This is a genomic window from Pantoea leporis, assembly GCF_028048155.1.
GTDB lineage: Bacteria > Pseudomonadota > Gammaproteobacteria > Enterobacterales > Enterobacteriaceae > Pantoea > Pantoea leporis.
Genome location: NZ_JALMEU010000001.1, coordinates 342239 through 365134 on the forward strand (window position 1 = coordinate 342239; position 22896 = coordinate 365134).

Genomic DNA, 22896 nt, shown 5'->3' on the forward strand with positions numbered 1-22896 from the left:
CACCTTACCTTGAATTTTCATCTTAGTGACGCAGGAAAATGGCTAATTTTTCAAGATCTCACCGGCGATTGACAGAAATGCGGCAAGGCTCACATCTCGCCACTTGTGTGGTTCTGTGAGCTTTCTCACGAACTTCTTTGTCAGCCTGCCAGTGACTATTACGCACTGGCAGTAAGGGGAAGGTGGCAAAAAGCGGAGATTTCTAATCTGTAGTCATCTCATTACAGGAAGAACACGCCATGAGTATGCGTAACATTGTTGCCATTGATTTAGGCGCATCCAGCGGGCGCGTGATGCTCGCACAATGGAGTTCAGCGAATCAGCAGATCAGCCTGCGCGAAGTGCGTCGCTTCACCAATCAGCGTGTGCGCCGTGCAGATTATGATTGTTGGGATTTGGAGCGACTGGAGCAAGAGATTCGTTTAGGGCTGGCCCAGCTTGATGATGAAGGCATTGTGCCGGACAGCATTGGCATCGATACCTGGGGCGTTGATTTGGTGTTGCTGGATGCCAACGGTAAACGCGTCGGCGAGGCGGTAAGTTATCGAGATAAGCGTACAGAAGGGCACATGGCTCAGGCCATTAACGATCTCGGTAAAGGAGCAATCTATCAGCGCACCGGCATTCAATTCTTGCCGTTCAACACCCTTTATCAACTGCACGCACTGCATCAGCAGCAGCCAGATTGGCAGGAAAAAGTGCAGTATGCGCTGATGATTCCTGACTATCTGCACTATCGCCTTACCGGCCAGATGAACTGGGAATACACCAACGCCACCACCACACAACTGCTTAATATTCACAGCGGCGAATGGGACAGCGATTTGCTTGCGTGGGCTGGCGTGCCAGCTAAGTGGTTCGGCAAACCAACATCGCCAGGTAACACTGTCGGTTACTGGACCAGCGCCAGCGGCAATCACATTCCGGTGATCGCGGTTGCGACTCACGATACGGCGAGCGCGGTTTTGGCCACCCCGTTAATGCAGGATGATGCCGCTTATCTCAGCTCGGGAACCTGGTCATTGATGGGGATTGAGAGCTTGCAGCCTTGTGTCAGCACGGCGGCGCTCAATGCCAACGTAACCAATGAAGGTGGAGCAGAAGGCTACCGCGTTCTGAAAAACATTATGGGTTTGTGGCTGCTGCAACGTGTCTGCACTGAGCTGCAAATCACCGATCTCTGTTCGCTGATCAAAGAAGCCGCAAAAGAACCCGCCTGTCGTGCGCTGGTTAACCCCAATCACAGCCGTTTTATCAATCCAGACAGCATGGTTCAGGAGATTCAAAACGCCTGCGCCGAACAGAACATGCCCGTACCGCAGACGCCGGCTGCGCTGGCTCGCACCATCTTTGACAGTCTGGCCTTGCTCTATCGTCAGGTGATTGGCGAACTCGCCACACTGCGCGCGGCACCGCTGCGTCAACTGCATGTGGTGGGCGGCGGCAGTCAGAACCCGCTGTTAAATCAATTGTGTGCCGATGCCTGTCAGCTGCCGGTATTGGCGGGGCCGATTGAAGCCTCGACGCTCGGCAACGTCGGCTGCCAGCTCATTGCTTTGGGCGAACTGCGTGACGTCAGCGATTTACGCCGCTGCATTAGCCAAAACTTCCCGTTAGAAAAATTTGATCCGTTGAACAACAGCGCCTTCGCTGCCCATCAGGCACGCTTTGCCGCGCTCAGCCAACCTGCTAAGGAACTTGCATATGACTAAGCTGATTGAACAGGCCTTCGAACTGGCCAAACAACGTTACGCCGCCATCGGTGTGGATGTGGAACAGGTAATGGCGCAGCTGGATGGCATTCCGGTCTCGATGCACTGCTGGCAGGGTGATGACGTGCGCGGCTTCGAAAATCCGAACGGTGAACTGACCGGCGGTATTCAGGCTACCGGCAACTATCCGGGACGTGCACGTAATGCTGATGAGCTGCGCTCTGATGTTGAAAAAGCGATGTCACTCATTCCGGGTGCTAAACGCCTCAACCTGCATGCGATTTATCTGGAGAGCGATAAGCCGGTCGACCGTGATGCGATTGAACCGAAACACTTCAGCAACTGGGTGGAATGGGCCAAAACGCACAAGCTGAGCCTCGATTTTAATCCAAGCTGTTTCTCCCATCCGCTGAGCGCCGATGGCTTTACCTTGTCACACGCCGACAAAGGGATTCGTCAGTTCTGGATCGATCACTGTAAGGCCAGCCGTCGTATCTCTGCACACTTTGGTGAGCAACTGGGTACCGCATCCGTTATGAATATCTGGGTGCCGGACGGAATGAAAGATCTCACCGTCGATCGTTTAGGACCGCGTCAACGCCTGGCGAGTGCGCTTGATGAAGTGATCAGTGAAAAACTCAATCCTGCGCACCACATTGATGCGGTAGAGAGCAAACTGTTTGGCATCGGCGCAGAGAGCTACACCGTGGGTTCCAATGAATTCTGCCTGGGTTATGCCAGCAGCCGCCAGACCGCGCTGACTCTGGACGCCGGCCACTTCCATCCAACCGAAGTGATTTCCGACAAAATTTCCACGGCCATGCTCTATGTGCCGCGCCTGCTGCTGCACGTAAGTCGTCCGGTGCGCTGGGACAGCGATCACGTGGTGATTCTCGACGATGAAACCCAGGCCATCGCTACCGAGATCGCGCGCCACAAATTGTTCGACAAGGTGCACATCGGTCTCGACTTCTTCGATGCGTCGATCAACCGCATCGCGGCGTGGGTAATTGGGACACGCAATGCCAAAAAAGCGCTGCTGCGTGCTCTGCTGGAACCTACCGACCAGTTACGCAAGCTGGAGAACGAAGGGGATTACACCGGCCGCCTGGCGATGCTGGAAGAACAAAAATCGTTGCCGTGGCAAGCGGTGTGGGAAGCCTGGTGTCTGCGCCACGATGTCCCTGCTGATGCCAGCTGGCTGAGCGAAGTCCGTCATTATGAACAACAAACACTGCGTCAACGTTAAGGGACACACCATGCAAAATATCCTCTCTTCCGCTTTTGTTCAGGGAATGGTTAAAGCGACCAGCGACATGTGGTTGAAAGGCTGGGATGAGCGTAATGGCGGCAACGTCAGCTTACGTTTACTGCCGGAAGAAGTTAAAGATTTCGCCGGTGATTTCTATGCCGAGCCGCGCTGTATTGAGCTGACCAAACCTGCTCCAGCGCTGGCCAATGATTGGTTCCTGGTCACCGGATCGGGTAAGTTTTTCCGTAACGTTCAGCTCGACCCGGCCGACTGTCTGGCGCTGCTGCAGGTGGATGACAAAGGCTTGTCATACAAAATCCATTGGGGTTTGAGTAACGGCGGCCTGCCAACATCAGAGTTGGCAGCCCACTTCCAGTCGCACAGCGTGCGCAAGCAGGTCTCAAACGGCATTGATCGCGTCATCATGCATTGCCACGCCACCAACTTTATGGCGCTGAGCTATGTGGTAAATCTGGATTCCGCACGATTCACACGCCTGTTGTGGGAAGGCAGCACCGAATGTCTGGTGGTGTTCCCGGATGGCGTAGGTATTCTGCCATGGATGGTGCCCGGTACCGATGGAATTGGTCAGGCAACGGCAGACGCAATGGCAAATCACAGCATTGTGATGTGGCCGTTCCACGGCATCTTTGGCGCGGGTCCAAACCTCGACGAGACTTTCGGCCTGATCGATACGGCGGAGAAATCCTCCGAAGTGGTGGTAAAAGCGCTGTCAATGGGCGGTATTCGTCAAAGCATCACTACTGAGCAGCTGATCGCGCTGGGTGAACGCTTCAACGTTAAGCCGTGGCAAGCCGCGCTGCAGGCGGAGCGCAGCGATGTTGCGTAAAGCCTTTGTGATGCAGGTGCATGCACACTGCCACGATGAGTATCTGCGCCGTCATACGCCAATTTGGCCGGAGCTGGCTGAGACGCTAAAAGCGCATGGCGCGCACAATTACGCTATCTGGCTGGATGCTGAACGCAATCTGCTGTTTGCCAGCGTGGAAATTGAGTCTGAAGCGCGCTGGGAAGCAGTGGCAAAAACGGAAGTGTGTCAGCGCTGGTGGGCATCGATGAAGGATTTAATGCCATCGAATCCGGATAATAGTCCGGTGAGTGCAGCGTTGAAACCGATGTTTTTCCTGCCTTAACGCTCGCTCACCTCAGTATTTGTACGGAGGCAATAATTTTAGGCCGACACGGAAGTCGGCCTGAATTTTATTTGGTGCTCAATTCACAATATCCCGCCAGAGCGGGCCAGATTGCCATCTGCGTATCCACGATCTGGTCAAGGTCCTCACGATTAGCGCCTTCACGCGCACGCACCGACATTCCCTGCAGTAAACACGCCAGGTAGCGGGCTAACCTTGCACTATTGGCACATTGCGGTAACTCGCCGCGCTGCTGCCGGGTATCAAGAAATGCTTTTAACGCTGATTCCTGCGCGTGATGCTGTTGAGCCAGCATTTGCGCCACTTCTTCTGAGCCGGAAGACAGCGCGCTCGAGGTACAAATGAAGAAACAGCCAGCAGGCTTATCACATTCGGTGAAGCATGCGGCGGTTGCGCGAAAATAGGCTTCAATGGCCGTTTTCACGTCTAAAGCATCATCATTTAGCACGGCGTTGCGCTGCGCGCTGAACGTTTCAATGTATCGCTGCATCGCCGCACGGAATAACCCTTCTTTATTTTCAAACTCAGCATAAAGAGTTGGGGCCTTAGCGCCGGTAGCGTTAACCAAATCGGACAGCGAAGTGCCTTCATAGCCATGCGCCCAGAACAACATCATTGCCTTGTCCAGGGCATCGTTGCGATCAAACACTTTCGGACGGCCGCGCGTTTTCCTGTTCACCACATCGATAACTTCGGTCATTGGGCACCTCAAAGCGTAAAACACCCCATTAAATTACCGATCATTAAATAAATATGCAAGCGCAGCCCGGAATGAGTCTATTCGTCTTTGCCCGTTTGTGCTTTTGGCTGGCGAAAGCACCCAAATGGATAAGTCAAAAAGGGCTGGGAAGCCCATAATCACGCCACTTCCGATTAAAATAATGACCGTTAATAAAATGATTGACGCGCGGACCCATTCGGCAGTAGCATTTAATTAACGGTTGTTAACTTAATCGCGACCGACCCCAATTCATCTGTTTAAGAGAGCAAAATTATGAAAAGCATCAAACTGACTTTGGCCGCTGTAGCATTGTCTTCAATCGCGTTTGGTAGCATGGCTGCAGACTTAGTAAACGAAGCGCCGCTGAATCAACAACAAATTGGTGTAGTTAGCGCATCAGGTAGCACTAACCTGACATCGCTGGAGAATCAGCTAGCGGAAAAGGCCAGTGCTGCCGGAGCAAAGTCATTCCGCATCACTTCGACCTCTGGCAACAACAAGCTAAATGGCACAGCAGTAATTTATAACTAAGAGAATTGAGCGGAGGGCAATTAAGCATTCCGCAGGAAGTGAATAAAAGGCTTCAGAAGATAACCTTCTGAAGCCTTTTTTCTTATCCGTTTGAACGCAGCTGAGGATAGCGGCGGAAGATAGCGATACACCAGAACAGTGCGGCAAGGCCAATAATGCCGCCGACGTTACCGACATCCGACATTTGCATATGCAAACTGACCTGATTACCCAGTAGCGCGCCCGCGCCGATACCGATGTTGTAGATACCCGAGAACAGCGACATCGCGACGTCGGTGGCATCCGGTGCCAGCGCCAAAACGCGCACCTGCATCGCCAGACCAATCATCATCATTGCCATGCCCCAAACGATGCACAACACGGTGATTGCAGCGGGACGTACTGCGGCAAACACCAGCAAGCCCATGCTTAGTGTGATCATCGCAATTGCAGCGATCAGCATCGCAGAAGGGAATCTATTGCCCAGCGTACTAAACAGCACGCTGCCGAGAATACCCGCTGATCCAAACAGCAGTAACAGCAGCGTGGTGAAATTATCATCGGCATTAGCCACCACCTGCATAAACGGTTCGATGTAGCTGTAAGCGGTGTAATGCGCCGTCACCACCACGGTAACCAGAACGTACATTGCCACCAGCGCCGGACGGCGGAATAGCATCGGAACGCTGCTCAGTGAACCCGTGTGCTCGCTCGGCAGACGCGGCAGTATGCGCATCAGCAAAATCAGCAACACCAAAGCAGACAAGCCGATCATGCCGAAAGTAGTGCGCCAGCCAAGATATTGACCGACGATACGCCCAATCGGCACGCCCAGCACCATCGCCAGCGCGGTACCGGTTGCCAGCATACTCAACGCCTGAGTTTTCTTACCTGCAGGCGCCACGCGAATGGCCAGCGAAGCGGTAATTGACCAGAACACGGCGTGCGCTAAGGCAATACCGATGCGCGAGATAACCAGTGAGGTGAAATCCCATGCCAAAGATGACAGCACATGGCTGGCTACAAACACGATGAACAACACCGCCAATAACAGGCGACGCTCAATATTGCGCGTTAACAGCATCAGCGGCAGCGACAGTAGCGCGACAACCCACGCGTAGATAGTCAGCATAATGCCAACATCGGCAGTCTTCATGTCATAGCTGGCGGCGATATCCGACAGCAGACCGACAGGCACGAATTCTGTGGTGTTAAAGACAAAAGCAGCAATAGCCAGCAGTACAACGCGTAGCCAGGCCGTTTTACGGGAAACAGTAGTAGATTGCATGGAGTTCAAATCTGTCAGACGGCAAATGAAAGGGCAAAAAGCACCCCAGAAAGTGACCGGAGTCACAAATTGCCGCTATTGTGGAGCATTAATGAGCGGAGGGAAACCGTTTGTCGGGCTTTTATTACTGAATATTTTTTATCAAGAGTGGCGTAATTAATAGCCTGAGGTTTTTACGCTTTCTGTCATCAATACGAGCGCGAGCAAGATTAACAACGGGGGAGATAGAGGCGACTGGACCTGACGCCACTTTGAGCGCCTTAAGGTCCAGTTATTATTACACTTAAATTTATAATTATTATGAAACGCCGCAGTGCTGCTTAACAAAAGAGTTAGGTCTGCTGACCACTCTCACATCATGATTATCAGAGTCGCACCATATGTTTTAGTGCCACACTATTTTGAGTCGTCATGTTTTTTTTTAACCCCACCGGACAGCAGTGCTCGCAGCCCAGCGCGCTGGCATAAAATTTACGCGCTTGCTGAATGGCGGCATTTGGCGTGTAGAAAGTTCCAAGGAAACGGCGTGCCTCATCGGCGGGTAGGTACGGGCATCCCGTTGCGTGTACTACATGGTTGTCGTTATAGCCGGCATGCTTATCGACGTAATAATAGAGTCCCATCTATCGTCCTCATTGCTGTGAAATAATAAAAGTCTAACTATTGTTGGAATGGAATGAATTATAGCGACGAATGGCCGTTTTGTTTTATCTGGGACTGTGAGATCACCGGATGGCGTGGACTTGATGAGAGAACGGGGCGCATTAGCCCCGTTTAACAGATGAAAGGTATTACAGTTTCCGGCACTGCAAGCGCCAGCCGACCAGCAAAGCCATTAATAATAGCAAGCTAATGAATGCCGTAACGCCCATCCAGCCATAGCTGTGCCAGAACACGCCGCCCAATGTACCCGCCACGCTGGATCCAACGTAATAGCTAAACAGATAGAGTGACGATGCCTGGCCTTTAGCCCGACGCGCACGCGGGCCAATCCAGCCGCTGGCAACAGAGTGCGCCGCAAAGAATCCGGCGGTGAACAACATCATGCCGGGTAAAATCAGCCACAGTGAGTTAAACGCCGTCAGCAGCAATCCCGTCAGCATAATCGCAGTTGCGCCAATCATCACCGGACCGCGTCCAAAGCGGCTGGTCATCGCGCCGGCTTTCGGTGAACTCCAGGAGCCGGTCAGATAGACCACCGACAGCAATCCCACCACCGCCTGGCTCAGCGACCAGGGCGCACTCAGCAGGCGATAGCCGATGTAGTTGAACAGCGTGACGAACGCGCCCATCAGCAGGAAGCCCTCAGCGAACAGCAGCGGTAATCCTTTATCGCGCCAGTGCAAACGGAAGTTGATCAGCAAACTACGCGGACGCAGCGAAGCTGGACGGAAATGACGCGACGCAGGCAGGATTTTCCAAAACATCAGCGCGCCCGCCAACGCGAAACAGCCAATCACGCCCACCGCAACGCGCCACGAGAAGAAATCGGTCAATACGCCCGTCAACAGGCGTCCGCTCATGCCGCCAATCGAGTTACCGCTGATGTACAGCCCCATGGAAAAGGCGATAACGCGTGGATGAATCTCTTCACTCAGATAGGTCATGCCAACCGCCGCAACCCCGCTCAGCGATAAGCCAATCAGCGCGCGCATCAGCAAAATCCCCTGCCAACTGCTCATGGTGGCGGAAATCAAGGTACAGATAGCCGCGAGCAACAGCGCGGTAACCATCACCGATTTACGCCCAATCGCATCTGACAGCGGCCCGGTAAACAGCAACCCCAATGCCATTAAGCCGGTCGATAGCGAGAGAGAAATACTGCTTTGCGCTGGAGAAACACCAAACTGTTGCGATAACACCGGCAAAATGGGCTGCACGCAATACAGCAGGGCGAAAGTGGCAAGACCGGCAGAGAACAGCGCCAGCGTCACGCGCATAAACTGCGGCGATCCGCGTTCAATCCATTCTGAAGGGGTTGCAGCTGGAGCAGGCTTTACGGACAACTCGTCTTCATCGAGTATCACCGCCTGAGAAGAGCGACTCACGGAACATCCTCGTTTGAACAATCATGCCGTTACTGTAGGAAAGGGCGAATAGGTTGTACAATATATTAATAATCTCAAATGAGACTTTTAAAGTATGAATGTTGAGTTGCGTCATTTACGCTATTTCGTTGCCGTCGCGGAGGAACTGCATTTTGGCCGCGCCGCGCAGCGCCTGAATATTTCGCAACCGCCGTTGAGTCAGCAGATTCAGCAGCTGGAGCAGGAAATTGGCGCGCAGCTGTTTACCCGCACCAATCGCAGCGTACAGATCACGCCCGCCGGCGCACTGTTTTTGCAGGATGCGCGTGCCATTTTGTTACAGGTCGAGCAGGCCGCCCGCCGCGCCGCACGCGTGCATAGCGGGCAGGAGGGCGAGTTGCGCATCGGCTTTACCTCCTCAGCGCCGTTTACCGGTCTGGTTTCTGACGCGCTGTACCAATTCCGTCAGCGTTGGCCAGAAGTACACATTCAGATGCAGGAGAACAACACGCGGCAGCAGCTTGCGCCACTTCATGATGCTCGACTCGATCTTGGTGTGATGCGCAATACGCCGCTCCCCAGCGATCTGCAGCACCGCGTGTTACTGCGTGAGCCGCTATGCGCGGTAGTGCATTGGGCGCATCCGCTGGCCGATGCAGAGTCGATTTCCATTCAGGCATTAGCCAACGAGCCGTTTGTATTTTTCGATCCGCAAGGCGGCACTGCGTTATACGGTGAAATCCTGGCGCTGCTGCATCGCTATCAAATCAAACCTTTTATTACGCAGGAAGTGGGCGAGGCGATGACCATTCTTGGTCTGGTGGCGACCGGACTCGGCGTGTCTATTCTGCCGGCGTCATTCAGCCGTGCACGTCTGGTCGATGTGGTGTGGATCCCGTTGCAGGAGAGCGACGCGATTTCTGAAGTTTGGCTGGTCTGGTCAGCGACGCGAGAACCAACGGCGCAAATGACCAATATGATGTCGCTGATGCTGCAAAATGCAGAGAATTGAGTCCGCAGTTGAATGAGGGCCCAAACTTTATGTGCGATAAATCACATTTCTAATCAAATATTTGACGCTGCTGGTCAATCTGCATCACCATAGCTGCTGTTTATTTAGAAGCGCGAAAATAATGGGAGCTGGGCGTGAATCTGTACAGTCAACCTGGTCATATTGATCAGATAAAACAGACCAACGCAGGTGTGGTTTACCGACTGATTGACCTTTACGGCCCGATTTCGCGTATTGAGCTTTCTAAACGTGCCCAGTTAGCACCCGCCAGCATTACCAAAATCGTGCGTGAAATGCTCGATGCCCATCTGGTTCAGGAAACTGAATTTCAGGAGCCGGGCAGTCGCGGTCGTCCCGCGATTGGTTTGATCCTCGATACGCTCGCCTGGCACTATCTCGCCGTTCGCATTCAGCCCGGATTTATTACGCTGACGCTGCGCGATCTCAGCAGCCGCGCGCTGCAGGAAGATCGCCTGCCGCTGTACGCCAGCGCCGACAAACCACTGCTGCAAACCTTGCACGAGACAGTGAATGACTTCTTTATTCGTCATCAAAGCAAGCTGGAGCGTTTGACCGCCATCGCCATTACTTTGCCGGGATTGATTAACGCCGCTTCTGGCGTGGTCCATCGCATGCCGGGTTATGACGTGCAGGATATGCCGCTGGGAGAAACGCTGGCGCAGCGCACCGGTTTGCCGGTGTTCGTGCAGCATGATATTTCCGCCTGGACGTTAGCCGAAGCGCTGTTTGGCGCATCCAGTGGCGCGCAACATGTGATTCAGATTGTGATTGATGAAACCGTCGGCGCGGGCGTGATCAGCGGCGGACAACTGCTGCACAAAAATGGTCGTACGCTGGTGGAAATTGGTCATACGCAAATCGATCCTTACGGCCAGCAGTGTTATTGCGGCAATAACGGCTGTCTGGAAACCGTCGCCAGCATCGGAAGCTTGCTCACTCTCACCGCCCAGCGTTTGCCGTCGCAGCCGGACAGTGTATTGCATCAGACGCCGTTGACGATTGAGAGCTTATGCGCAGCCGCGCAGCAGGGCGATCGCCTGGCGCGTGATGTGATTGCGGGCGTCGGACACCATATTGGCCGCATGCTGGCGATGATGGTGAATATCTTTAATCCTCAACAAATCCTTATCGGTTCGCCGCTGAATCAGGCCGCCGATGTGCTGTTCCCTGCGGTGAGCAGTACCATTCGACAACAAGCCTTGCCCGCATATAGCAGTGAAATCCAGCTCACACCAACGGCTTTCAGCGATCCCGGCACCTTTGGCGGCGCCGCACTGATAAAAGACGCGCTCTATAGCGGCCATTTATTGGTAAAACTGTTGCAGGGATAATTACAGCTCACCTTAAGTTTGTCCTAACGCAATCTGCCCGTGAAAACATTTCCTTAAACTGCCTCCTTCGCACGTTACACATCGCTTTAATGAAGGAGGAGAATGGTGAAAACGCTTTTTGTCACCGGTACCGACACCGCGGTGGGTAAAACCGTGGTATCACGCGCGTTATTACAGTGCTTTGCCAAGGCGAATCTGTGCGCCGCAGGCTTCAAACCTGTCGCCAAAAGCGCGCAACTCACATCTGAAGGCTTACGTAATAAAGATGCCCTGTTATTACAGCAGGCTTCAGGTCTCGCTCTCGATTATTCCGCCGTCAATCCTATCGCCTTACAAGAGGATGAAATCAGCACCAGCGCGTCGCAGCGTATAGATTATCCGTTGCTCAGCCGCAGTCTAAACGATTTGCAGCAGCGCGCCGCGCGCGTGGTGGTAGAAGGCACCGGCGGCTGGCGCAGTTTAATGAACGACTTACAGCCTTTGTCCCACTGGGTGCGGCAGGAACATTTACCCGTTGTGTTGGTAGTCGGCATTAAAGAAGGTTGCATCAGCCACGCTTTACTGACCGCCGAGGCGATTGCGCAGGATGGATTGCGACTCGTGGGTTGGGTAGCCAACCGTATTAATCCCGGTCTGGCGCATTACGCTGAAATTATTGATGTTTTGAGAGAAAAGCTAGGCGCACCTTTACTAGGCGAGTTGCCTTATCTGCCGCGCGCAGAACAGCGGGAACTGAGTGGTTATCTGGATGTTTCACTGCTCGATGAAAATTTTACGCACGACAACAGTGCAAAGCCTGCGGCTTGATGAAACAAAAAGCCGCAAATGATCAATGGCTGAATCTAAGATTTCAGATTCAGCCCTCCTCTTTACTGAATTAATTGCCAGAATATTCAATATCTTATTTCCAATTTTTAATAAACCCCTTGTTCTGGCGTGATTCATGCATCAGCAGCTCTGATGAATATCTTGCCGGAGCACCTGTATGTCGCAATCAGATGAGAAAGGTTTGTTGTATGGGCTGAATGACCGCATCGGTCCATTGCCTGCATTTTGTGCCGCACTGCAACATGTGCTGGCCAGCGTAGTGGGCATCATTACGCCGCCGCTGATTATTGGTTCCGTGTTGGGATTACAGGCATGGATCCCTTATCTGATCAGCATGTCGATGCTCGTTTCCGGTCTCGGTACTTTCCTGCAGGCGCGCCGCTTTATGGGCATTGGCGCAGGCATGATCTGCCTGCAGGGCACCAGCTTTGCCTTTCTCGGGGTGATTCTGTCGGGCGGATTGATGGTCAAAGCGCGCGGCGGATCGCCAGAAGAGATCATGGCGATGATCTTTGGCTGCAACTTAGTAGCGGCGATGATTCCGATGTTGATCAGCCGCTGCATCGCGCCATTACGCAAAGTGTTGACGCCGGTGGTTACCGGCACCGTTATTACCTTAATTGGTATCAGCCTGATCAAAGTCAGCATCACCGATTGGGCTGGCGGCCATAACGCCAGCGATTTTGGCGCGCCCGGCAATCTGGCGCTCGGTGCCTTGACGCTGCTGGTGATTATCGTACTTAACCGTTCGCAAAATCGCTGGACGCGGCTGGTTGCGGTGGTGGCCGGCATTGCTGCGGGCTGTATCGCCGCAGCGTTAACCGGCCATCTCACCCTCAAGCCAATGGGTGATACGCCGTGGCTGGTAATGCCGGCGCTATTCCGTTTTGGTTTTGCCTTTGACTGGACCATCTTTATTCCCATCGCGCTGGTATCGGTGATAGCCGTGATTGAAGCGGTGGGCGACCTCACGGCGAACTGCATGTTGTCGCAGCAGCCGATTGAAGGCGAAGCGTTTGAGCGCCGCATGCAGGGCGGTATTTTCGCCGATGGCATCAGCTGCTTGCTCGCCGCCGTGTTCTCTGCCTTTCCCAACACCACTTTTGCGCAAAATAATGGCGTCATCCAAATGACCGGCGTTGCCAGCCGTTATGTTGGCATGGTGATCGGCGTGATGCTGGTGCTGCTCGGTATGTTCCCGGCGATTGGCTATATGCTGCAGCAGATTCCACCGTCGGTGCTGGGCGGCGCGACCATTGTGATGTTTGGTAGCGTGGTGGCTGCCGGCATCCGCGTGATGACGCAAACGCCGCTTGGCCGTCGCGAGATGCTGATTGTTGCCGTGTCGTTTGGTATCGGTTTGGGTGTCGAAGCGGTACCTGAGGTGCTGAAACAGTTCCCGACGCTGATTAGCAACCTGTTTGGTCACGCAGTGACTACCGGCGGGATGCTGGCGATTATTTTGAATGTCGTGCTGCCTTCAGAGCGCAGCGAAGCAGTGGCGGCAAAAACGGCTGAAGAGTCGCACTAACGTGCAGGGTGCATACGCAAGAAGAGGCGGCAGATCGTAAAGACGCCATAAACCATCCCTGGGGCTTGGCCCGCGCCATCCATGGCGCGGGACACTTTACTCCTCTGCCGCCTCTTCCTGCGTTTCAGGCATTGTGCGGTTTACGGATTCAACCGACGGCGCGTACGTCCAGAACTGAGATAATCGGCAATGTAATCCTGCGATATCTCGCCGCTATAACGACCTTCCTCATCGACGATCGGCATCCACACCGTGTTGTGCTCATACAGCTTCGACAGCACCACGCGTAGGTTTTCTTCCGCTTTGCCGGTCACTTTAAAGGTATGCAGCATCTCTTCGCAGCGGCCAGTGGCGCCGCGCGCTTCACGCCGCTTCACAAATCCCAGTGGCTTGCCATCTTCATCAACTACCGTCACCGAACGCATATCGTTATCGTCCATGGTGGCGAAGGCCTCCTGCAGTGGCGTAATACGCTGCACGGTGATGGTGGGCTGCTGATCGGTGACATCGCCGGCCTGCACCAGCAACAAACGTTTCAGCGTACGGTCCTGACCGACAAAGGAGCCAACAAAGTCGTTCGCCGGTTTGGCTAACAGCTCATCCGGGCTGGCGCACTGCACAATTTTCCCCTGACCAAACACCGCAATGCGGTCGCCGAGCTTCAGCGCTTCATCAATATCATGGCTAACCAGCATCACGGTCTTCTTTAACTGGCGCTGCATCTCAAGGAATTCGTTCTGAATCACTTCACGGTTGATTGGGTCGACCGCACCGAAAGGTTCATCCATCAGCAATACCGGTGGATCCGCAGCCAGCGCGCGAATCACGCCAATACGCTGCTGTTGACCGCCAGACATTTCGCGCGGATAGCGATGCAGGAACTTGGTCGGATCGAGCGCCACCATGCTCATCAATTCCGTGGCGCGTTCACGGCAGCGCTTCTTATCCCAACCCAACATGCGTGGCACCACGGTAATGTTCTCCTCGATGGTCATATTCGGGAACAGACCAATCTGCTGGATGACATAGCCAATATTGCGGCGCAGGGTGACGGTATCTTGTCCGCTGGTGTCTTCACCGTTGATCAAAATCCTGCCGCTTGAGGAGGGAATCAAACGGTTAATCATCTTAAGGGTGGTGGTTTTGCCACAACCCGATGGGCCGAGCAGCACGCACATTTCCCCGGCAGGCACTTCAAGGCTGACGTTGTCCACGGCATTGAGTGATGTGCCGTTCTTTTGCGTAAAGGTTTTCGTCAGGTTTTCCAGTTTTATCATTATCGAATCCCCTTAGGAGTCAGCGCCGACTGCAAACGGTGCAGCAGCCAATCAAGCACAATCGCGAGCAAACAAATCATTAAGGCACCGGCAATCAGCATGCGCACATCGCTGCCGCTGATCCCGTCGAGCAGTTGCAGGCCCAAACCGCCCGCACCAATCACGGCGGCAATCGCCATCACGCCGACATTCATCACCACCGCTGTACGAATACCGCCAAAAATCACTGGCAGCGCCATCGGAATTTCTACCCAGCGCAGACGCTGCCAGAAGGTCATGCCAATCCCGCGACCGGCTTCACGCAGTCCGGGAGACAAATTCTCCAGCGCGGTGTGGGTGTTACGCACAATCGGCAGCAGCGAGTAGAGAAACACGGCGGTAATAGCGGGAAGGGCGCCAATGCCCTGACCGATCATAGAAAACAATGGAATCATCAAACCAAACAACGCGATGGTGGGAATGGTTAACACAATGGTGGCAATGCCGAGCACCGGCGTGGCCAGCCACTTAAAGCGCACAATCAAAATGCCCAGCGGTACGCCAACGATAATGGCGAAACCGACCGCCACCAGTACCAGCCACGTGTGTTGCCAGGTGAGCGTCATCAAGGTATGCCAGTTATTCATGATGTAATGCAAGGTATCCACAGCGCCTCCTTACAGCATGTTCTTGGATTGAAGGAAATCACGCGCCACCTGTTGCGGCGACTGATGATCAATATCGACACGCTTATTCATCTCGGTGATCGCTTCGTCATTAATCAACGCGGAGAGCTGATTGAGCGCCGTATCCAGGCCCGGATGGCTCTCCAGCACATCCTGACGCACTACGGGCGTGACGTTGTAACTTGGGAAGAAGTGCTTATCATCTTCTAATACTTTGAGTTCGAACCCTTTCACACGGCCATCGGTGGTGTAGATTAAACCGGCGTCAACAAAGCCATCGCGAATCGCGTTGTAAACTAAGCCGGGATCCATCTGGCGAATCTGCGGACGATCGAGCGGCATGTTGTAGGCTTTCTGCAATGGCTTAAGACCATCGGAGCGGCCCGAGAATTCCAGGTCCAAACCCAGTTTCCAGTTATGATCCGGATCGTTCTTGCGTACCTCTTCCAGCTTCGCCACCAGTTGCGACATGGTATTGATGCCTTCTTTCTCCGCACGATCGCGTTGCATGGCAAACGCATAGGTATTGTTCATCGGTGCAGGATTAAGCCACACCAGGCCCAATTTCGCATCCAGCTGTTTTACCGTTTTATACGCGTCTTCGGTCGACATAGGCTTATTGATGTGGTTAAAGATGATCAGCGAAGTACCGGTGTATTCCCATGTCATATCAATCTGTTTATTGATCATCGCGTTACGACCAATAGTGGTGGCGATATTGGTCTTGGGAATCACCTGAAAACCTTTCTTTTGCAGCCAGATTACTGTCATCGCGGAGAGGATGTGCTGCTCCGTAAAGCTCTTGGTTGCCATGGTAATCGGTGTTGCAGCCGCGGCGCTTTGGCTGATTGCCAGCGTCGCGGTGAGTGCCAGCGCAGTACGTTTAACCCAGCGCGCCAGTTTGTTGGCAGTGGCCATCACAAAACTCCTTGTGTTAAGCCGCAGAGTGCGGGCTGAGATAACGTCCCAATGCCGCGAGCAGCATGTCGAGCACCAGCGCAACCAGCGCGGTGGCCACAGCGCCGAGGATCAGCGTAGGGAAGTCGTTGAGGTAGATGCCGGGGAAGATCAGCTCACCAAAACTGCTGGCGCCGATCAGGAACGCCAATGGCGCGGTACCGACGTTAATCGCCGTGGCGATGCGCACGCCTGCCAGAATCACCGGCAGCGCATTGGGAATTTCCACCTGACGCAAACGCTGAAACTTCGTCATACCTATACCGTTGGCGGCTTCAATCAGCGACGGCGGTACCGCGCTTAAACCGGCAAAAGTATTACGCACAATCGGCAGTAGCGAGGCGAGGAACAGGGCAATCAGCGCGGGACGATCGCCGATACCGACAATCACCATCGCGAGCGCCAATACCGCCAGCGGTGGCAGCGTGTTACCCACGTTGAAAATTTGCATCACGTACTCTGCCCAGCGACGAGCGAACGGACGGCTAAGCAGGATGCCGCTGGGAATGCCCACCAGTAACGCAAAGAACATTGACCAAAACACTAAAAACAGATGCTGCTGCCCGAGATAAACCAAATCTTCCCGCCGGTCGCGCAGCGTATTCAGCCCCAGCCCCCAAACCAGCAGGGCAATCACCGCAACAATCGCGAGCAGAGCCAGCCCAGCGCGGCGGGCGAGCGATGCATTTTGCATAGCCAGTGTCTCCCTGATTCAAGAAATCGTTCGATAGGTAATGTCATTCCCAGGATGACGGCGCAGTGTTAAAACGCACACATACGAAAATCCTTCACCCCGTTAAATTGCAGTTAAAATGACTGTTATCAGATGCTTTTTCAGTGAATATCTGGAAAGCACCGCTTAGACCTATAGCAATGCTTGTCGATAAGCGCTAGTTTTTGCGGCAAAATCAGACAGATAGAAATAATAAAAAACGCCATCTAACCCGCGTGGAATAAGGCATCATCCGACAATAAAAAATATTCATCGAAATAAGTGACGTCGTCACAGATAGGTCGCACGCAGAGGAAACTGGTCTGGCGAATTTTGAGCTAGCCTTGTTAGAAATTAAGGAGACGTATGACTGAAACTGCAGAATTGAACACGGAACATCGCCACTGGATTCTTATCGGCTGCATGCTCGCCATGTTTATGGCGGCGATTGAAGTCACAATCGTAGCCACCGCCATGCCGACCATTATTGCCGATCTTGGCGGCTTTTCGCAGTTTGGCTGGGTATTTTCCATCTATCTACTGACGCAAGCCGTTAGCGTGCCGCTGTATGGCCGACTGGCAGATATGTGGGGCCGCAAACGGCTGTTGTTTATCGGTGTTTCGCTCTTTTTACTGGGATCGATTCTGTGCGGATTTGCCCACAGCATGGCGTGGCTGATCCTGTTTCGCGCTTTTCAGGGGTTAGGTGCCGGGGCGATTATGCCGCTAACGTCCACCATTGTGGCGGACGTCTATCCGCCGCGCGAACGCGCCAACGTACAAGGCTGGCTCTCCAGCGTCTGGGGCGTGGCGGCAATCATTGGTCCGCTGAGCGGCGCGTGGCTGGTGCAGCACTTTAGCTGGTCGGTGATTTTCTGGGTCAACGTGCCGATTGGCGCCATCGCCATACTGCTGCTGGCGCGTTTTCTTCCATCGCGCGAACAAAATCAGGCCACCACGCTCAATCTCACCGGCAGCTGCTGGCTGATGATCTGCGTAACGGCGTTGCTGGTCGCGCTGTTACAGGCAGAAGTGCTCGGTTTCTGGCTGGTGCCGTTCCTGCTGCTGGCTGTCATTGCTGCCTGGCGTTTAAAACAGCATGAACAGCGTGCTGATGCGCCGCTGTTCCCGCTGGAAATCTGGCGCAGCCGGCTTATCGTCGCTGGCAACATCGGCAACCTGATCATCGGTGCCAGTATGATGGGCATCAGCGCCTTTCTACCAACCTGGATTCAGGGCATCACCGGCGGCACGCCGCTGCAGGCCGGCAGCGCACTGGCGATGATGTCGATTGGCTGGCCGCTGGCCAGTACATTGAGCGGTAGGTTGATGCTTATCACCTCCTATCGCTTCACCGCGCAGTTGGGCGCGCTGCTGCTGATTGCGGGCAGCGCGTTGCTGCTGCTACTGCGCAGCGACAGCTCAATCGTGCAGGCCGGATTCACCGCCTTTGTGATTGGCACCGGCATGGGCATGACCAGCACCACATTTCTGGTATCGGTACAGAACCATGCGCATTACGATATTCGCGGCATTTGCACCGCCTCAATCATGTTCAGCCGCATGATCGGGTCGGCGATTGGTACCGCGTTATTGGGCGCAGTGCTGAACCTCAACTTGTCGCTGCGTCTGCCGCAGGCTGACGATCCGATGCAGAAAATCATGTCGCCTGAAAGCCGCCAGGCGCTGTCGGAGGCGACGTTGCATGACTGGACCGGACAAATCGCCAGTTCTTTACATTGGGTGTTTGTAGTGTCGTTGCTGATTGCGCTTCTAACGTTGTGGGTGGCGTGGATAATGCCGCGGCAAAGGCCGGAAGCGGAGTAAAATATTTGGGCTGCTAATTATTTTATTAACAGCCCAAAAAATTAAATTTTTCTTAATAATTCCTCGATTGTTGATTGCCTTTTCATTTTATCATCGGAGAGCTCATCAATTCCTGTAACTATATTAACTGCTTGATTGAATATTTTCACAACATCGGCATCGTGCTTGGAGAATTTATTTATTATTTTAGAGCAATATGTATCAATTCTCTTAGTGTTTGTCTTAGGTAAATCCTTTCCTGCAACCAAAAAACAAGCAATTGAAATAATATGCCATTTATACTTACGCATATTTTGCGGTATATCAGCATTAGACGTTAAAAGGTTGAATCTATATAAAGCTAAGCATGACGTATAAAAAACAGACTCTTTAATGTCATCAGCGAAGATCTTATCAGCTAACTGTTCATACATTCTTTGTGGGTAACGATAAGCTAAGTCAGGTCTTTTAAAAAAAACAGACGCAACACATTTTACAGCCAAGTTAAGAGGGAATATTCTGATTGCTGGGATATCGCGCCCTGCAAATTGTCTATCACGACGCTCTAGGAATAACCTTGCGTCCTGTCCATCATAAGCATCAAAGTAAGCCTCTACTTTTTTTGCAATAGGTTTTAAAGAAAGAAACTGGGTTTCATCGACCTTAGTTTGACTATTTGTAGCTCTTACAAGTTCAGAAAATACATCTTCATTAGACGTTTCAACAATTTTGAGATTTAGCATCATGTTGCTGTCTAAAAGATCTCTACATTCGTATAGAACATTTGAGGTCTGGCACCCGTTTACCACTTGGAAATTTTCTAAATGAATATTATTATTTTGTACCCTTACATCCGGGCTTACGATGGTTATACCGTTGTTTAGCACAGGGAATCTTGACGCAGCATCTTTGTTCTTAATGGTTTCTGCAATTTGCGCGTTTACGTTATTTTCTATCCCTAAGAATGATCTAACATTCTCAAAGAAAACGTGACCTCTTAATGTACCATCCTCGGTTAAGAGAAGATTTTTTACATAATCTTCAGCTTTAACAACAGCTAAGTAGGCTTCATCAATTCCATTAATGGATGGGAGTGGTGCTAAACTGAAAGTTGGCAATTCTGCAGTGACGTTAGAATATGTATTTATCCATAGTTTAGTTAATTGATCTCTATCAATGAATTCTATATTTACCTCAGAAAAAAAATCCGTATTCATCAATCTCTGATTTAAATCTCCTTTTTGCCGCCTCTAATTCTTTAGGCTTTTTATACATACCAGTTGTAACGTATTTAGCATAAATCTTTGGCTTTCCGTTTCTTATTTTAGGTACGTTTTTAATGACTATGTCGAATATCTCTCTAGCATTACGTTGTAGTTCATCATTTGAATCATACGGTTCTTCAATGTTAATGAGCTTTAGAACTGACTCTTTAAATTTTAGAAAGTCCCCTAAATCAAAAGACTCACTTGTTTTTGACTGAATGAAAAATAATTCGACATCATGATTTCGTTTAGGCTTTGAGAAAATTGAGGATGCATCTTCTGGCGACATGCAAAGCTCTTCATCGATGATAATAGCCAATCCATCGGTGCCATTATCACCATTGCTGGTTGTGACATCTTCAAGTTCAAAGTCTGTACAAATATGAGGGGTCAATATTGATTTGTTTGAAAACATCTCAAACTGTACATCCTCACCATAGGATTCAAGACCGAAACTTTTCGAAAAATTTTCAAGATGGGCTTGTACGATTTTATGCATAGATAAACTTTTCCTTAAGATTTTAACGTTGTGCTAAATGGAAGTCATTATAACTACACATAAAAAAAAGCAAATAAAAAAAGAGCCCATCATGGGCTCTTAATCATAAATAAAATTTAAGACTCAACAACTATTGCGCTGGCGCGTCCTGAGAGCTGCCCGCGCTGTCTGGCACGGTGCTGTCACCATCACGGCCATTTTTCTTGTAGACGATTTTCTGTGTGTCGTTCTCACAATGACCCACAACCTGGCCGCCGACCTGATCGGCTTGATCATTGGCCACGATATCCAGCGTGAAATCCGATTCGGCGACGCCGTTGTTAATGATTTTTTTGCTGATGTCCGCTTTGACGCTTTCACAAGAAGCTTGCGCCAATACCGGCAGCGACAACATCGCCATCAGCAGAACTGCATTACGTTTTTTCATCATTCACTCCTTTGGTCAGAAATCCTGTCAAAACTATAGCAGTGATAAACGATTAAGGTGCAATTGGACGTCCGGTGCGGCGGTCGAGGCAGCGCAGCGTATTCGGTTCCCAATAGGCGTTAACGTTGTAGCTCTTTTCGCAGGAGTCGCGGGTATCAAAGGCTTTGTCCGCTTTATCGAACTCTTTCTCAACGCGCGTATTGACCTTATTACGCAGGTTTTTGGTATCGTTCCACTGCTCTTTGCTCTGGCGCGCGGCTTCATTACTGGAGGCGCTGCTGCCATCTTCAATAATCAGGCGATCGGTTTTGGCCGCAGCGATGGGCGCAGCCATTAACAGGCTCGACGTCACCACGGTAGCCAGCAGGGCGGAAAACAGTTTTTTCATCGTCATTTCCTTCAGTTAACACCAGCACAGCCGGGATCGCGGCTGTAACAACCATGGCCGCTAGTATATCATCGCTGCTTCTTTGCTCACCAGCGGTGAGCGCTTTGTTTAGCTTAGCGAGAGATTTTCTATGCTGATCAAAACCGCCTTGCTGTTTTTTATCACTGCGATAGCGGAAATTGTTGGCTGTTTCCTGCCGTGGCTGTGGTTGAAGAAGGGCATGACGGCGTGGCTGCTGGTGCCAGCCGCGGCAAGTCTGGCGCTGTTTGTCTGGTTGTTGACGTTGCATCCCGCCGCGAGCGGGCGCGTTTATGCGGCCTATGGCGGCGTATACGTGCTGACGGCGCTAATCTGGTTGCGCGTGGTGGATGGTGTAAAACTGAGTACGTGGGATTGGGTCGGCGCGCTGGTTGCCTTGAGCGGCATGTTGATTATCGTGACCGGTTGGGGCCGCGCGTAATCATCGGCCACACTGGCGTGCGATATCAGGGGGAAACATCCCGATGAGGTCGTCGCGGCGAAAGCCGCCGGAGCGCCTCACAGGATGGTCGCCCCGGGTATTTCGATCAAACAGCGTGTAACCGCGATTAACCTTTATGCACCTTTAGTCCTGCGGTGGTTTGCGTCACCGGCATAATCTCCAGCGTATTGATGTTGACGTGCTTCGGCAGCGTCGTCACCCAATAAACCGCTTCGGTGACATCTTCCGCCGTCAGCGCGGTGGTGCCTTCATAAACCTGGCCCGCTTTATCGTCATCGCCCTTGAAGCGCACGTTTGAGAACTCGGTGCCGCCCACCAAACCTGGCTCGATATCGGTCACGCGCAGCGCGGTGCCGTGCAGGTCGGTACGCAGATTCAGGCTGAACTGGCGCACGAACGCTTTGGTTGCGCCATACACGTTGCCACCCAAATAAGGCCAGCTGCCGGCAATCGAACCGATATTCACGATATGACCAACATTGCGCTCAACCATTGCAGGCAGCACCGCACGCGTCATGTACACCAAACCTTTGTTGTTGGTGTCGATCATATTTTCCCAGTCTTCGATATTGGCTTTGTGCGCCGGTTCCACACCCAACGCCAGGCCAGCATTGTTAACCAGCACATCAATATTGCGCCATTCAGCCGGCAGGGAGGCGATCGCTTCATCGATGGCGGCGCGATTACGCACGTCCAGCTGAACGGTATACAGATTGTCGCCCAACTCATCTTTCAGCTCTTGTAAACGCTCAGCGCGACGTCCGCTGGCGATCACTTTGTGACCTGTAGCAATGAAGCGGCGGGTGATACTTTGACCAAAACCAGCAGTTGCGCCAGTAACAAAAATAATCATCTCACTGTTCCTTAAACGATTTCAGGTTATCAGCCACACCTTAGCATTAACCTCGAACCCATGCTCATGAAAACCCAAAGCAGCGTGTTGCAGGATTTTTCCTGCACATTACGAGTGCAATGGCGCACCACAAAGACGCATCCCAACAGGCGATAATC

The 22896-nt window shown here is 52.3% G+C and carries 24 protein-coding genes; 11 read left to right on the forward strand and 13 right to left on the reverse strand.

The window, feature by feature from the left end; all coding sequences use genetic code 11:
- Window positions 1–239 precede the first annotated feature (239 nt).
- From rhaB to rhaM, 4 genes are read left to right on the forward strand one after another with little or no spacing between them, the layout of a single operon-like run.
- Window positions 240–1712 carry a rhamnulokinase gene (gene rhaB, locus MWH02_RS01605; RefSeq protein ID WP_271459745.1) on the forward strand — a complete coding sequence of 491 codons (1473 nt, stop codon included), beginning with the start codon at window positions 240–242 and terminating at the stop codon, window positions 1710–1712.
- Window positions 1705–2961 carry an L-rhamnose isomerase gene (locus MWH02_RS01610; protein WP_271459746.1) on the forward strand — a complete coding sequence of 419 codons (1257 nt, stop codon included), beginning with the start codon at window positions 1705–1707 and terminating at the stop codon, window positions 2959–2961. Before rhaB ends, MWH02_RS01610 begins: the two co-directional genes overlap by 8 nt.
- 10 nt (window positions 2962–2971) lie before the next feature.
- Window positions 2972–3814, forward strand: coding sequence for a rhamnulose-1-phosphate aldolase (gene rhaD, locus MWH02_RS01615; RefSeq protein ID WP_101764343.1), 843 nt, complete (start codon window positions 2972–2974; stop codon window positions 3812–3814).
- Window positions 3804–4118: an L-rhamnose mutarotase gene (gene rhaM, locus MWH02_RS01620; RefSeq protein WP_008108878.1), complete on the forward strand. Its 315-nt coding sequence runs from the start codon at window positions 3804–3806 to the stop codon at window positions 4116–4118. The genes rhaD and rhaM overlap by 11 nt, the downstream gene beginning before the upstream one ends.
- 67 nt (window positions 4119–4185) lie before the next feature.
- On the opposite strand, the gene MWH02_RS01625 is transcribed toward rhaM, so the two are convergent.
- The gene (locus tag MWH02_RS01625) at window positions 4186–4839 is read right to left on the reverse strand and encodes a TetR/AcrR family transcriptional regulator (RefSeq protein WP_271459747.1); all 654 of its coding nucleotides are present in this window, start codon (window positions 4837–4839) and stop codon (window positions 4186–4188) included.
- A gap of 294 nt (window positions 4840–5133) precedes the next feature.
- On the opposite strand from MWH02_RS01625, the gene bhsA reads away from it, so the two are divergent.
- Window positions 5134–5391, forward strand: coding sequence for a multiple stress resistance protein BhsA (bhsA, locus tag MWH02_RS01630; protein WP_101764345.1), 258 nt, complete (start codon window positions 5134–5136; stop codon window positions 5389–5391).
- Window positions 5392–5473: 82 nt separating this feature from the next.
- Here bhsA and MWH02_RS01635 read toward each other — a convergent pair whose 3' ends face one another.
- The 3 genes from MWH02_RS01635 to ynfM all read right to left on the reverse strand — a co-directional run bounded on the left by MWH02_RS01635 (window position 5474) and on the right by ynfM (window position 8706).
- A complete protein-coding gene (locus MWH02_RS01635) occupies window positions 5474–6658 on the reverse strand; it encodes a sugar transporter (protein WP_101764346.1) in 1185 nt (394 codons plus the stop codon).
- A gap of 365 nt (window positions 6659–7023) precedes the next feature.
- Entirely contained in the window at window positions 7024–7281 is a 258-nt protein-coding gene (locus tag MWH02_RS01640; protein WP_101764347.1) for a hypothetical protein, read from the reverse strand.
- 168 nt (window positions 7282–7449) lie between these two features.
- Window positions 7450–8706 (reverse strand): multidrug efflux MFS transporter YnfM/SxtP(Kp), encoded by a 1257-nt coding sequence (ynfM, locus tag MWH02_RS01645; protein ID WP_110866193.1) that lies wholly within the window; start codon window positions 8704–8706, stop codon window positions 7450–7452.
- A gap of 94 nt (window positions 8707–8800) precedes the next feature.
- On the opposite strand from ynfM, the gene MWH02_RS01650 reads away from it, so the two are divergent.
- From MWH02_RS01650 to MWH02_RS01665, 4 genes are all read left to right on the forward strand, one after another.
- Window positions 8801–9697: a LysR family transcriptional regulator gene (locus tag MWH02_RS01650; protein WP_271459748.1), complete on the forward strand. Its 897-nt coding sequence runs from the start codon at window positions 8801–8803 to the stop codon at window positions 9695–9697.
- A gap of 134 nt (window positions 9698–9831) precedes the next feature.
- Window positions 9832–11049, forward strand: coding sequence for a sugar metabolism global transcriptional regulator Mlc (mlc, locus tag MWH02_RS01655; protein WP_110866191.1), 1218 nt, complete (start codon window positions 9832–9834; stop codon window positions 11047–11049).
- 105 nt (window positions 11050–11154) lie between these two features.
- Entirely contained in the window at window positions 11155–11856 is a 702-nt protein-coding gene (gene bioD, locus MWH02_RS01660) for a dethiobiotin synthase (protein ID WP_271460167.1), read from the forward strand.
- Between the two features lie 178 nt (window positions 11857–12034).
- Window positions 12035–13408, forward strand: a complete 1374-nt coding sequence (locus MWH02_RS01665; protein ID WP_271459749.1) for a nucleobase:cation symporter-2 family protein — start codon at window positions 12035–12037, stop codon at window positions 13406–13408.
- Between the two features lie 140 nt (window positions 13409–13548).
- On the opposite strand, the gene osmV is transcribed toward MWH02_RS01665, so the two are convergent.
- From osmV to MWH02_RS01685, 4 genes are read right to left on the reverse strand one after another with little or no spacing between them, the layout of a single operon-like run.
- On the reverse strand, window positions 13549–14685 hold the full coding sequence (gene osmV / locus MWH02_RS01670) for an osmoprotectant ABC transporter ATP-binding protein OsmV (RefSeq protein WP_217546578.1): 1137 nt from the start codon (window positions 14683–14685) through the stop codon (window positions 13549–13551).
- Entirely contained in the window at window positions 14685–15332 is a 648-nt protein-coding gene (osmW, locus tag MWH02_RS01675) for an osmoprotectant ABC transporter permease OsmW (RefSeq protein ID WP_064738719.1), read from the reverse strand. Before osmW ends, osmV begins: the two co-directional genes overlap by 1 nt.
- Window positions 15333–15341: 9 nt before the next feature.
- Window positions 15342–16268, reverse strand: coding sequence for a glycine betaine ABC transporter substrate-binding protein (locus MWH02_RS01680; protein ID WP_008108905.1), 927 nt, complete (start codon window positions 16266–16268; stop codon window positions 15342–15344).
- Between the two features lie 16 nt (window positions 16269–16284).
- Window positions 16285–17001, reverse strand: a complete 717-nt coding sequence (locus tag MWH02_RS01685) for an ABC transporter permease (protein ID WP_101764354.1) — start codon at window positions 16999–17001, stop codon at window positions 16285–16287.
- Window positions 17002–17385: 384 nt separating this feature from the next.
- Here MWH02_RS01685 and MWH02_RS01690 point away from each other — a divergent pair, with 384 nt between their 5' ends.
- The gene (locus tag MWH02_RS01690) at window positions 17386–18846 is read left to right on the forward strand and encodes an MDR family MFS transporter (protein WP_271459750.1); all 1461 of its coding nucleotides are present in this window, start codon (window positions 17386–17388) and stop codon (window positions 18844–18846) included.
- Window positions 18847–18887: 41 nt separating this feature from the next.
- Here MWH02_RS01690 and MWH02_RS01695 read toward each other — a convergent pair whose 3' ends face one another.
- The 4 genes from MWH02_RS01695 to MWH02_RS01710 all read right to left on the reverse strand — a co-directional run bounded on the left by MWH02_RS01695 (window position 18888) and on the right by MWH02_RS01710 (window position 21404).
- The gene (locus MWH02_RS01695; RefSeq protein ID WP_271459751.1) at window positions 18888–20042 is read right to left on the reverse strand and encodes an AIPR family protein; all 1155 of its coding nucleotides are present in this window, start codon (window positions 20040–20042) and stop codon (window positions 18888–18890) included.
- On the reverse strand, window positions 20020–20589 hold the full coding sequence (locus MWH02_RS01700) for a hypothetical protein (RefSeq protein WP_271459752.1): 570 nt from the start codon (window positions 20587–20589) through the stop codon (window positions 20020–20022). Before MWH02_RS01700 ends, MWH02_RS01695 begins: the two co-directional genes overlap by 23 nt.
- Before the next feature lie 130 nt (window positions 20590–20719).
- Window positions 20720–21016, reverse strand: a complete 297-nt coding sequence (locus MWH02_RS01705) for a DUF1161 domain-containing protein (RefSeq protein WP_271459753.1) — start codon at window positions 21014–21016, stop codon at window positions 20720–20722.
- A 52-nt stretch (window positions 21017–21068) separates the two neighbouring features.
- On the reverse strand, window positions 21069–21404 hold the full coding sequence (locus MWH02_RS01710) for a DUF1283 family protein (RefSeq protein ID WP_101764357.1): 336 nt from the start codon (window positions 21402–21404) through the stop codon (window positions 21069–21071).
- A gap of 130 nt (window positions 21405–21534) precedes the next feature.
- On the opposite strand from MWH02_RS01710, the gene MWH02_RS01715 reads away from it, so the two are divergent.
- Window positions 21535–21864, forward strand: a complete 330-nt coding sequence (locus MWH02_RS01715) for a YnfA family protein (RefSeq protein ID WP_271459754.1) — start codon at window positions 21535–21537, stop codon at window positions 21862–21864.
- A 127-nt stretch (window positions 21865–21991) separates the two neighbouring features.
- Here the strand turns inward: MWH02_RS01715 and ydfG are convergent, their stop codons facing one another.
- Entirely contained in the window at window positions 21992–22738 is a 747-nt protein-coding gene (gene ydfG / locus MWH02_RS01720; protein ID WP_271459755.1) for a bifunctional NADP-dependent 3-hydroxy acid dehydrogenase/3-hydroxypropionate dehydrogenase YdfG, read from the reverse strand.
- Window positions 22739–22896 lie beyond the last annotated feature (158 nt).